General features: G+C 64.0%; 11 protein-coding genes. 1 reads left to right on the forward strand and 10 read right to left on the reverse strand.

What is annotated here, in order from left to right; translation table 11 throughout:
- The 4 genes from BRAS3843_RS13525 to rimP all read right to left on the reverse strand — a co-directional run.
- The coding region (locus tag BRAS3843_RS13525; RefSeq protein ID WP_035981657.1) for a translation initiation factor IF-2 associated domain-containing protein at positions 1 to 309 on the reverse strand (309 nt) is incomplete at its 3' end.
- Between the two features lie 64 nt (positions 310 to 373).
- Positions 374 to 982 (reverse strand): YlxR family protein, encoded by a 609-nt coding sequence (locus BRAS3843_RS13530; protein WP_008969467.1) that lies wholly within the window; start codon positions 980 to 982, stop codon positions 374 to 376.
- Positions 983 to 1,048: 66 nt separating this feature from the next.
- The gene (gene nusA, locus BRAS3843_RS13535; protein ID WP_008969468.1) at positions 1,049 to 2,659 is read right to left on the reverse strand and encodes a transcription termination factor NusA; all 1,611 of its coding nucleotides are present in this window, start codon (positions 2,657 to 2,659) and stop codon (positions 1,049 to 1,051) included.
- 13 nt (positions 2,660 to 2,672) lie between these two features.
- Positions 2,673 to 3,446, reverse strand: a complete 774-nt coding sequence (rimP, locus tag BRAS3843_RS13540; RefSeq protein WP_008969469.1) for a ribosome maturation factor RimP — start codon at positions 3,444 to 3,446, stop codon at positions 2,673 to 2,675.
- 410 nt (positions 3,447 to 3,856) lie between these two features.
- Here rimP and BRAS3843_RS13545 point away from each other — a divergent pair, with 410 nt between their 5' ends.
- Positions 3,857 to 4,933, forward strand: coding sequence for a DUF2336 domain-containing protein (locus BRAS3843_RS13545; RefSeq protein WP_008969471.1), 1,077 nt, complete (start codon positions 3,857 to 3,859; stop codon positions 4,931 to 4,933).
- A 39-nt stretch (positions 4,934 to 4,972) separates the two neighbouring features.
- Here the strand turns inward: BRAS3843_RS13545 and BRAS3843_RS13550 are convergent, their stop codons facing one another.
- The 6 genes from BRAS3843_RS13550 to ybeY form a co-directional block, all read right to left on the reverse strand.
- Complete coding sequence (locus tag BRAS3843_RS13550; protein WP_008969472.1) at positions 4,973 to 5,704, reverse strand: tRNA (guanine(46)-N(7))-methyltransferase TrmB; 732 nt, start codon at positions 5,702 to 5,704, stop codon at positions 4,973 to 4,975.
- The gene (locus tag BRAS3843_RS13555; protein ID WP_008969473.1) at positions 5,701 to 6,831 is read right to left on the reverse strand and encodes a M20 family metallopeptidase; all 1,131 of its coding nucleotides are present in this window, start codon (positions 6,829 to 6,831) and stop codon (positions 5,701 to 5,703) included. The genes BRAS3843_RS13550 and BRAS3843_RS13555 overlap by 4 nt, the downstream gene beginning before the upstream one ends.
- A 438-nt stretch (positions 6,832 to 7,269) precedes the next feature.
- On the reverse strand, positions 7,270 to 7,686 hold the full coding sequence (locus tag BRAS3843_RS13560; RefSeq protein ID WP_008969475.1) for a helix-turn-helix transcriptional regulator: 417 nt from the start codon (positions 7,684 to 7,686) through the stop codon (positions 7,270 to 7,272).
- A gap of 233 nt (positions 7,687 to 7,919) precedes the next feature.
- Positions 7,920 to 9,530: an apolipoprotein N-acyltransferase gene (gene lnt / locus BRAS3843_RS13565; RefSeq protein WP_008969476.1), complete on the reverse strand. Its 1,611-nt coding sequence runs from the start codon at positions 9,528 to 9,530 to the stop codon at positions 7,920 to 7,922.
- Between the two features lie 2 nt (positions 9,531 to 9,532).
- Positions 9,533 to 10,690 (reverse strand): hemolysin family protein, encoded by a 1,158-nt coding sequence (locus BRAS3843_RS13570; RefSeq protein WP_008969477.1) that lies wholly within the window; start codon positions 10,688 to 10,690, stop codon positions 9,533 to 9,535.
- Between the two features lie 2 nt (positions 10,691 to 10,692).
- A partial coding sequence (gene ybeY, locus BRAS3843_RS13575) for an rRNA maturation RNase YbeY (protein ID WP_035981659.1) occupies positions 10,693 to 10,889 on the reverse strand: 197 nt, incomplete at its 5' end.

The following is a 10,889-nucleotide window of genomic DNA, read 5'->3' on the forward strand; positions in this document are numbered from 1 at the left end:
GTCCTCGGTCAGCGTACGCAGCACCACGCCCGATCCGCCGCGCTGCGCCGGACCCGATGGCCGCGGTCCCGAAGGCCGTGGGGCAGGGGCGGGCGGCGCCTTGGCAACGATCGGCTCGGGCGCATGCGGCGCCTCAGGCCCGCCATCGCCCACCCGGCGCTTTGTGCCGCGCTTCTCGACCACCACCTGTTTGCTCCGGCCGTGTGGGAAGCTCTGGCGCACCGTGCCAGTCTCGACGCGCGGCTTCAGCGTCAAGGTCTTGCTCGGGACACTCAGTTTCTTGTCGCCCGGAGTGTTGTTGTCGGCCATTCAGTCGTCCTAATCCTGTTACCTTCGTGCGGCAAGCCGCACCGTCCCATTCGTGCAATCGTCGCTATATCTTCGAAGTCCTGGCCGCGGTTCCGGCAGTCTTGTCCGCGTCGGCTGACCGGTATCGGACCAGTGTCTGGCTGCGCGACAGGAATGTCCTGCTCGCCGGGCCCGCGAGCAGCGCAGCATGTATCACATTTGACCGCCCCAGTGCCAAATCCAATTCTGCCGATGTGAGGCAGCCGATGATTGGAAATGGCGGGGCTTGCCCCTGGTCCCCGGCACCGGGGTCCCCGGCATTTGGCCGCGTCAGCGCGTCGAGCTTACGGATTCCGTCGGGAGCGCCATCCGCGGCGTGGATCAGCGCGGCAATCGCTACCCGTGACGGCCGCTGCGACAGCGCCGGGCTGACGCGGACGTCGCGCTTGAAACCTCGGCTGAAATGGTGACGACGGACCGCTTCCGCAACGGCCTGTCGCGTTGCCGAAACCCAAAGGCCGCGGCCGGGAAGCCTGCGCTTGATGTCGGGTATGACCTCGCCCGACGGGGCGACGACGAAGCGGATCAGTTCGCCGGTCGGCCGCACCTCGCGGCTGACCGCGCACGTCCGCATGGTCGCGGACTTCTCAGTCCGCGGTCCATTGTCGAGCTCAGGGTCGGCCAAAGCGAGCATGCGGTCGGGCGGCTCCTCATTTTATGCGAACGGCGTCATGGCGGGCATCATCGCTGTCGTCATAGGTCAGGCAGGCTGTCCTTCAGGGACCTCATCCTCTTCGGTCTTCTTGGCGATATCAGCCTCGCTGATCCAGCCGGCCTTGACGCGGGCCTGCATGACCATCGCCTCGGCATCGTCGCGGGAGACATCCAGGCCGTCGAGAATGCCGGCATGCTTGGTCTGTTCGCCGCCGTCCTTGCGCTCGGTCCAGCCAACCAGATCGTCAGTGGCGCAACCGGCGAGGTCGTCGACTGTCTTGACGTCGTTCTCGCCGAACTTGACCAGCATCTTGGACGTGACGCCGGGAACAGTCTTCAAGGCATCCTCGACGCCCAGCTCCTTGCGCTTGGCCTCGAGCTCGGCCTCCTGCTGCTCCAGGAATTCGCGCGCCCGGGTCTGCAGCTCGGTGGCCGTCTCTTCGTCGAAGCCTTCGATGCCGGCCAGATCCTTCAGATCGACCAGCGCAAGTTCCTCCACCGAGGTGAAGCCTTCGGAGGCCAACAGCTGTCCGACCACCTCGTCGACATTGAGCGATTCCATGAAGACGCGGGTGGAGTTCTCGAAGTCGGCTTGGCGGCGCTCCGATTCCTCCTGCTCGGTCAGGATGTCGATGTCCCATCCGGTCAGCTGGGAAGCCAGACGAACGTTCTGGCCGCGGCGGCCGATCGCCAGCGACAGCTGATTGTTGGTGTCGGGAACCACGACCTCGATGCGCTCGCGATCCTCGTCGATCACCACCTTGGTGACTTCGGCGGGCGCCAGCGCGTTGACCACGAAGGTCGCGATATCCGGAGACCACGGAATGATGTCGATCTTCTCGCCTTGCAGCTCGTTCACCACGGCCTGCACGCGCGAGCCGCGCATGCCGACGCAGGCGCCGACCGGATCGACTGAGGAATCGCGCGACACCACACCGATCTTGGCGCGCGAGCCCGGATCACGGGCCACCGCCTTGATCTCGACGATGCCGTCATAGATCTCCGGCACCTCCTGCGCGAACAGCTTGGCCATGAACTGCGGATGGGTGCGCGACAGGAAGATCTGCGGGCCGCGCGTTTCGCGGCGCACATCGAAGATGTAGGCGCGGACGCGATCGCCGTTGCGGAACACCTCGCGCGGCAGCATTTCGTCGCGACGGATGATGGCCTCACCGCGTCCGAGATCGACGATCACGCTGCCATATTCGACGCGTTTGACCGTACCGTTGACGATGTCTCCGATGCGGTCCTTGAACTCCTGATATTGCCGGTCGCGCTCGGCCTCGCGCACCTTCTGCACGATGACCTGCTTGGCCGACTGCGCGGCAATGCGGCCATATTCGAGCGGCGGCAGCGTGTCGGCGATGGTGTCGCCGATCTGCGCGCCTGGATTGGCACGGCGGGCGTCGTCCAGCGAGATCTGGTTCGACGCATTCTCGACCTTGTCGACCACCAGCATATGGCGCGACAGCCGCAGCTCGCCCTTCCTCGGGTCGATCTCGGCATGCACGTCGGTTTCGCTGCCGTAACGGGCGCGGGCGGCCTTGGCGATGGCGTCTTCCATCGCCGCGATCACAATGCCACGGTCGATCGACTTTTCGCGCGCGACGGCGTCGGCGATCTGCAGCAGTTCCAACCTGTTGGCGCTGACAGCCATGGTTCAGTCTCCTCTAATCAGGATCGATCTCGCCCCTGCGCGCGCGTTGCGCGGCGAGGCGATGTTGCTTGGTGTTTTGAGGCAAAGGTTTCTTTACCGCTTTCTTCTCAGGACGCTTGTCCGTATTCTTGACCGGGCCCTTGGCTTGGCTAGCCGGCTTGGCATGCGGCGCCAAAGGTGGCGCCAGACCCATGTCCCGCTTCAGTTCCCGCTCGGCGGCCTTGCCGCGCCGCATGGATTCCGCGATCAGCTCGTCTGTGAGCACCAGCTTGGCCTCGCCGATATCAGCCATCGGCAGCAGCACGTCCGGCTCCTGATCCTTCGGCACGTCGTCACGGGTGACCCGCACGGCGTCGCCCTCGACACCGTTCAGAACGCCGCGGAACCGCTTCCGGTTCTGATGCGCGACCGCCACCTCGATCTTCACGAGATGACCGCTGTAACGGACAAAATCCGAGCGACGCACCAGCGGCCGGTCGATACCGGGAGACGATATTTCGAGCCGGTAGGCGCGGTCGATCGGGTCGGCAATGTCGAGCACCGGCGACAGCGCCCGCGACACGGCTTCGCAGTCCTCGATCTGCATCGTGCCGTCCGGCCGTTCCGCCATGACCTGCACCGTGCAGCCGGCTTCACCGGAGATGCGGATTCGCACCAGCCGGTAGCCCATCCCCTGCAGCACCGGCTCGGCGACCGCGGCGACCCGAGCGGCCACACCCGGCTCGACGACGAGACGGGGCTCGGTCAAGAGGTCGGCGTCGACAGGGTCGAACGTGGGTTCGGTCATTCTCAAGCGTCGGTCAGATGCAGTCTTTGAAGGTGCGGGGTAGATGCAGTTCTGGCTCACCGGGCGTTTGCCCGTCCGATCGCGTCCCCTGATCCGGTCCGTCCGTTGGGCACGGGTGGTTCAGGTAATAAAAAAGAGCGGGTCCCGGAGGCCCCACTCTCACTACGCGATCGTATATGAGATACTGTAAGTTGCAGCTGATATAGCGGTTCTGGTGCGGTCCGGCAAGAGCCAGAAAGCCCGAGACGCGCAATTTTGGGCCCCTTTCAGGGTGGGATCCGGTGGGACAGATCCGCCGGATACCTAACCCTTCATTCATCAAGATCGCTTAAACTGTTCAGGAATTCCGGATTGTCCGGCGGGTGCCCCTTCCGCGGGACGCTGTTGCGTTGCGTATCGAGTCAATTGCCATGAGTGCCGCCACCTTGCTGATCCCGGGGCTTGATCAAATCGTCAGGCAGGGCGATCCCGAGCGCCGCACCGAGGCCGCCCGCCGTATTGCGGACCTGTTCTTCGAAGATGTAGCCAGGCTTCGCCCCGAGCACATCAACCTGTTTGACGGGCTTTTGATCGAGCTGGTGCCGCAGACCGACGTCCATGTGCGGATCGACCTCGCCGAGCGGCTGTCGCGGCTCGAGCGCGCACCGCGGATTCTGGTTCGACAGCTTGCGGGCGAGGACGAGATCATGGTGGCTGGGCCGCTGCTGCGGCGTTCGCCCGTGCTCGACGAATCTTATCTGATCGCCGTCGCGCGCGACCGCGGGCAAGACCATCTGTTGGCGATGTCGGAGCGGCCGACGCTTTCGAGCGGCGTGACGGACATCCTGGTCCGGCGCGGCGATCGTGACGTCGTCAGGCGCGCCGCCGGCAATATCGGGGCGCAGTTTTCCGAACTCGGCTATTCCGAGTTGATCAGTCGCGCGAGCTTCGACGGCGTGCTGACATTGACGGTCGGTAAACGCGACGATCTGCCGGACGCGCACCTGAAGACGCTGATTGCAGGCTCGCTCGAGGTGGTGAGGCGACGGCTGTTCGATGTGGTGAAGCCGGAGCGTCAGGCCAAGATCGGGCAGGTGGTTGCGGAGCTTAGCGGCGCGCCGGGCCCGGTCGCGAGCAACCGCAACTTCGTCCCGGCCCAGCGTACCATTCTGGCGCTCTATGAAGCCGGCGGTCTCAACGAAAGCGCGCTGCTCAGCTTTGCGCGCAGCTACGAGTATGAGGAGACGGTTGCTGCGCTGGCGGCGATGTCCGGCCTGAACATCGCAACGCTCGACCGGTTGATTTCGGGCGATCGTCACGACCCGCTTTTGATCATCGGCCGCACCATCGGGCTCGAATGGGCGACGGTGCATGCGCTGATCCTGCTCAGGCTGGGGCCGAAGCGGATTCCGGCGCAGGCCGACATCGAAGCCGCGCGCGTCAACTATGCGCGACTGATGCCGTCGACTGCCGAGCGCGTCGTGACGTTCTGGAAGACGCGGCACTGAGGCCGGCTCATGAGCTCGTCACGCGTCTCCGCGCCGCGGCTACTTCCTGCGAAACCGCAGATAGTTCGCGACCCGGCCCTCGCGCGCGGCCTTCTGGCCGTAGCGGGTCATGGTGTAGCCGGGCCAGGGCAGGCGCCAGTCGTCGGCGCGCTCGGCGGTCCAGTCGAATTCCGGCGAGCGTAACAGATGCCATAGCGTCCAGGCGCAGTAGTCGGCGATATCGCTGACGAAGCGGAATTCGCCGCCGGGCCGGATTGCCCGGGCCATCGCCGCGATGGTCGCGTCCTGCACGAAGCGGCGCTTCCAGTGCCGCCGTTTCGGCCAGGGATCGGGGTGGATCAGATCGATCCGTGCCAGCGATCCCGGCGGCAGCCAGGCGAGGAGCTCGGCCGCATCGCCGGCGAACAGGCGGACATTGCTGATATTGTGGCTCTCGATCTGCGCCAGGATCTTGGCCATGCCGTTGACGTAAGGCTCGCAGCCGATGAAGCCAGTTGCCGGATGGGTCAGCGCTTCGGCAACGAGGTGCTCGCCGCCGCCAAAGCCGATCTCGAGCCTCAGTTCCTGGGCCGGCGGGTCAAAAAGATCGGCGACCGCTGCTGCCGGCGTGGCCGGATCAAGCGCGAGGTGGGGCAGCAGGTGCGCGATGAGATCCGCCTGATGGGCGCGGAGCTTGTGGCCTTTGCGGCGGCCAAAGAACGACCCTTGGCGGTGCGAGCCCGCATCTCCGCCCGCGCCCTCATCGTCCGATATGGGGGTCGCCGCACTCATTGCAGGGTCTGGTACAGCCGGTGCAACAATCGCGTCCGCGGCTTGATCGAGGAGACGTACATCTGTTCGTAATGTGTATGCGCACCCTTGCCGTCAACACCGAGACCGTCGAGCGTCGCGGTGAAGGGAGCCGTGAAATTGCCGTCCGAGCCGCCCCCGGTCGAGGTGCCGACCAGGTCGAAGCCGACCTCGTCGGCGAGCGTTCGCGCATGTTCGAACAGCGCGGCGCCGGCATTGCTCTTTTCGTAAGGCGGACGATTCAGTGCGCCCGTCACGTCGACGGTGACGCCTTCGCTGCGCGACTTCAAGTTCAGAATCTTGGTTACGATTTCGTCAGCGTCGGCAAAGGTGGGGAGGCGTGCATCCACTTCGGCATAGGCCGTCTCCGGAATCACATTGGGGCGCGTGCCGCCGCGCACGAGCCCGACATTGACCGAGACCCCTCGCGTGGGATCGTTCAGCGCCTCCAGCGCCTGGATCACATTGGCAAGCTCTCGGATGGCGCTGCGGCCGTCCTGCGGCCGCGTGCCGGCATGGGACGGCACGCCGGTGATCGAAACGTCGAAGCGCGCCACGCCTTTTCGTCCGGTCACGACCTTTCCACCGTCGCGGGCGGGTTCCGTCACCAGCACGTATTTCGCCCGGCGTCCTTCCTCCTCGATCAGCGCGCGCGAGGTCGGGCTGCCGATCTCCTCATCCGAGACAAAGAGATGCGTGATGCCGAGTGGGGACTGTTCGCCGCTCAAGCAGAGCTGACGGAACGCGTAGTAGGCGAGATAGGCTCCGCCTTTCATGTCGTAGATGCCGGGACCGTATGCACAATCTCCCTCGATCCTGAAAGGCAGCCTTTCGATGAAGCCGAGCGGATGGACGGTGTCGAGATGGCTGAGCACCAGGATGCCCGGCGCATCCTGGCCCCAGGAGGAGCGCGCCAGCAGATGGTCGCCGCAGCCGTCGCGGCCGGCAATCCGCGCGACCGTCGCGGGAAGATCGCGATAACCATCGGCGACGAGCGTGGCTAGGCGATTGACCTGGTCGGGCGCATCGGTCGGGGTTTCGATCTCGACCCAGCGGCGGATGCCGTCGAGGATGACGCTGCTGTCGAAGGGATCTGTCGTCGCGCTCATGGTTGTTGCTTCGTTATCCTCTTGATCAATTGCCCACACGGCTTGCCCACTTATTTGCCCACTAATGTTCGCGTGCCAACATTCGCGTGCCTTTTGGGAGCCGCCTCAGCGATGATTGGTGCCAAAGAAACACCAGCTAGATGATTGTTTCCAGTGCCGCTTTGGATTTTGACGCCGGAGTTGCTGTGTTGCGGCAGGGAGGGTCAAACGTCAAATTCGCCGCGCGAGCAAGGGTTCTTCGCTTGAACCCCGTCTGGGCGCATCTCGCGACGGGTGCAGAGCTCGTGGCTTGTGGGACGAAAAAAGAGCGCGATGGCTAGTCCCGAAGGAAGCTATCGCGCTCTATTGGTTTCCGAACGGTTTGTCTATTCGTCCATTCGCTGGACGATAGTCCGGCGAACGCCAGGCTCTGCAAACAGAGTCCAGCTAACAGATAGCCTACCGATCTTCTGGTGCTTCGCGATCGGCGATCTGTTCGACCAGATCGACAATGCTGCGGCGGAGCTTGGAATCGTTGATCCGAGTGAACGCACGGGTCAGAGCGAGGCCTTCGGAGGTCGCGAGAAAGTCGGACACGTAGGCTGGTGAAGCACCTTCACCGAAGCTCTCTCCATTAGTCCCGCCGGTTGGAACTCCTTCGAACAAGAAAGACACCGGGACCTGCAGAACCTCGGAAATCTGCTGAATTCGGCTCGCACCAACGCGATTGGTGCCTTTTTCGTATTTCTGTATCTGCTGGAACGTGAGGCCGAGAGCCTCACCGAGCTTTTCTTGGCTCATGCCCAGCATGATACGGCGCATCCGCACCCGGCTGCCGACATGTTTGTCAACAGGGTTGGGCGCTTTCGTCGACATCTCTCAACTCCTTGAATGAGGCCTGGGGAATGAGGCGACCGCAGTATGCCTCAGGCGCTAATGCCGTCAAACTCTGCTCAGAGTCCTAATCACGATGACGGGTGAGCAGCGAATTGAACGGGATCGTACTGCCGCGCGAGAATGCGAATTGCAGCGGCAATCTGTCAACACTTGGAGTTTTGCTTGTCAAAAAAAATCTTACGATGATGAAAAGAAACGACGCAACGAAGTTCTCACCGGAGCTTTTGTGCAACGCCCCGGCGGATTACGACGATCAAAGCGAGCGCGAACAGGATCACAAAGGCGAGATCGCCGCTCCGCGCGTAAGGCGTTGGCGCGATTGCCGCTGGCAGCGGCGCATCGAGCACACCTTCGATGCCGAGGTCCAACCGCGCGATGATGCGGCCGACCGGATCGATTACAGCTGAAATTCCCGTATTGGCGGCGCGAACCAATGGCAAGCCTTGCTCGATCGCGCGCCATCTCGCCTGCTGCAGGTGTTGATAGGGACCGGTCGAAAATCCGAACCAGCCGTCGTTGGTCAGGTTGACCATCCATCCGGCACGATCACCCGATTCACCAGCGATTTCATTAGGAAAGATTGCTTCATAGCAGATGAGGGGCAGCGCGCGCGGCGCGTGCGGCACGTCCAGATTCCGCCGGATCGTTCCCGGGATGAAGCCGCCCTGCACTCGCGTGAGTTGTTCGAGGCCCAGCTTTTCCATCGCGTCCTGAAACGGTAGATACTCGCCGAATGGCACCAGGTGCAGTTTGTCGTAGAGCGACAGCACGCTGCCCTCATGATCGATCACGTAGATCGAATTATAAGCGCGTGTAATTCGTGCATTTGGTGGCAGTTCTGGTGCACGTACTGAACCTGTGATCAGTGCTGCGCCCGGTGGCAGCAGATCAGCGATCTGTGCCATCGCATCCGGCTCGCGCGTCAGGAAGAATGGGAAAGCGGATTCCGGCCAGATCAGGATGTTGGTGTCGCGCACTCCCATTGCGTGCGGCCCGGAGGCGCGATCCGACAGCGTCAGATATTGCCGCATCACCTCCGCTTTGGCCGAGTAGTTGAACTTGATATCCTGTTGCAGATTCGGCTGCATGATCCTGAGCTTGACCCCGCTCACCAAAGCCGTGGGATGCCAGGACAGGCGGATGGCGCCAAAGGTTCCCATCGTTGCCAGGACAGCAAGCGCGGCAACAGGAACTTGCCATGGCGTTCGCTTGCTCCGGGTCCGGTCGATCAGGACCGCGGGGCTCGCGAAGATCGCGATTGCAAGCAGCGTCATGCCCCAGAGCCCGACCAGCGCGGCGGTCTGGGCCAAGGCGAGCGGCTCGGCCAGCGCGTAGCCGAACGCGTTCCAGGGAAAGCCGGTCAGCACATGGCCACGCAGCCATTCACTTGCGGTCAGGCCGACCGCCAGCGCCAGAATGCGGGTGGAATCCCGGCTCCAGATCAGACGCGCCGCCGCAAAGCCCAGTGCCGGAAACAGTGCGAGGTAAGCGGGAAGCCCGAGCACGGCGAAGGGCATCAGCCACGCGAAGGTCTGCGCGTCGACCAGAAACGCATAGCCGATCCAGTAGAGGCCGGGCACGAAATAGCCGAGGCCGAACCAGAATCCGGTCAGGGCTGCGGCCGGAACGCCCTTGAGCCGCCCAGCGCTCGCGCCATCGATCAGCCAGACCACGACCGGGAAGGTGATGAACAGCACCGGCCAGGCATTGAATGGTGCCATCGCAAGCGCTGACAGGGCGCCGGCGGCGAGCGCGATGCCGGCCCGCTTCCATCCCCAGGACAGAATGACAGCGAGCGCGAGCCCGCGAAGCCTCGATGCCATGGTCACTGCGAGCCCGCTCCGTCGCCGGCCTGAGAACTGCGGTCCTCGTTGCTTGCCGCCTGCCCGGCATCGGGCGGTTGGGCTGGCTCGGTGGGCGTCTCTGCTCCCGCGGTCGGCTCGCGGCGCCGGCTTTCGCGCTGGCCGCGCGGCGCGGGCCGCTCCTTGCGCGGTGCAATGCGCAGGCGCTTGACGCGCCGCGGATCGGCATCCAGCACCTCGACCTCGAAATTGCCCGGGCCGGAGATCAACTCGCCGCGCACCGGCAGCCGGCCGACATGATTTACGAGATAGCCGCCGAGCGTCTCGACCCCTTCACCGGCTTCCCCGGTGACAAAGTCTTCGCCGATCACGGAGCGGACGTCGTCGAGGCTGGCGCGCGCATCGGCAATGAAGGAGTTGTCCGGCTGGCGGACGATGGCCGGAGGCTCGTCGCTGTCGTGCTCGTCATCGATCTCGCCGACGATCTGCTCGACGATGTCCTCGATCGAAACCAGCCCGTCGGTGCCGCCATATTCATCGACGACCAGCGCAAGGTGAATGCGCGACGCCTGCATCTGCGCGAGCAGGTCGATCGCGCGCATCGAAGGCGGCACGTAGAGCAGCTTGCGGATGATATTCGCGTCGGCAAGCGGCATGGCGAGATCGACCGTTTTGAGGTCGAGCCCGGCCGGCAGCGGCTTCTTGCGCTTGGCCTTGACGGCGTCGGGCACGCGCGCCTGCGCGGTCATCAAGGCGAGCAGGTCGCGGATGTGCACCATGCCTTCGGGGTCGTCGAGCGTATCGTTGTAGACGACGAGGCGCGAATGCGCAGCGCTCTCGAACAAACTCATTAGTTCGCCGAGCGGGATGTCCCGCTTCACGGCCACGATATCCGCGCGGTGCACCATCACGTCGGCGATCCGCCGTTCGTGGAGATCGAGGATGTTGCGCAGCAGCGTGCGCTCGACGGCGGAGAAGCCGATATCGTCGGGCGTGGAGGCGTCGAGCACGACCTGAAGATCGTCGCGGACCGAGTTGCCGGCCTTCCAGCCGAACAGGCTGCGGAACGCGCGCAGCAGCCAATTCTCGCTCGGTGCGCGCCCGGCCTCGCCCGGCGGCACCACGGCCGGCAGATTGCGTGTATTGCGCGGATTGTCGTGGATCGGCTCGGAATCTGTCATCGTCAATTCATCCGCTCCCGATCCGCATAGGGATCGGGAATCCCCAGATGCGCCAGGATCTCCCGCTCGAGCGTCTCCATCTCATCGGCCTCGTCATCGGTCTCGTGGTCGTAGCCGATCAAATGCAGGAAGCCGTGCACGGTGAGATGGCTCAGGTGATGGTCGAAGGGCTTCTGTTCCTCGTCGGCCTCGCGCCGCA

The sequence above is a fragment of the Bradyrhizobium sp. STM 3843 genome (assembly GCF_000239815.1).
Lineage (GTDB): Bacteria > Pseudomonadota > Alphaproteobacteria > Rhizobiales > Xanthobacteraceae > Bradyrhizobium.

Excerpts from the sequence above, each read along its gene's own strand:
- BRAS3843_RS13570 (WP_008969477.1), bottom strand. The coding sequence starts at position 10,690 with ATGACAGATTCCGAGCCGATCCACGACAATCCGCGCAATACACGCAAT.
- BRAS3843_RS13530 (WP_008969467.1), bottom strand. The coding sequence starts at position 982 with ATGCTCGCTTTGGCCGACCCTGAGCTCGACAATGGACCGCGGACTGAG.
- BRAS3843_RS13545 (WP_008969471.1), top strand. The coding sequence starts at position 3,857 with ATGAGTGCCGCCACCTTGCTGATCCCGGGGCTTGATCAAATCGTCAGG.
- BRAS3843_RS13555 (WP_008969473.1), bottom strand. The coding sequence starts at position 6,831 with ATGAGCGCGACGACAGATCCCTTCGACAGCAGCGTCATCCTCGACGGC.
- BRAS3843_RS13560 (WP_008969475.1), bottom strand. The coding sequence starts at position 7,686 with ATGTCGACGAAAGCGCCCAACCCTGTTGACAAACATGTCGGCAGCCGG.
- BRAS3843_RS13550 (WP_008969472.1), bottom strand. The coding sequence starts at position 5,704 with ATGAGTGCGGCGACCCCCATATCGGACGATGAGGGCGCGGGCGGAGAT.
- nusA (WP_008969468.1), bottom strand. The coding sequence starts at position 2,659 with ATGGCTGTCAGCGCCAACAGGTTGGAACTGCTGCAGATCGCCGACGCC.
- rimP (WP_008969469.1), bottom strand. The coding sequence starts at position 3,446 with ATGACCGAACCCACGTTCGACCCTGTCGACGCCGACCTCTTGACCGAG.
- lnt (WP_008969476.1), bottom strand. The coding sequence starts at position 9,530 with ATGGCATCGAGGCTTCGCGGGCTCGCGCTCGCTGTCATTCTGTCCTGG.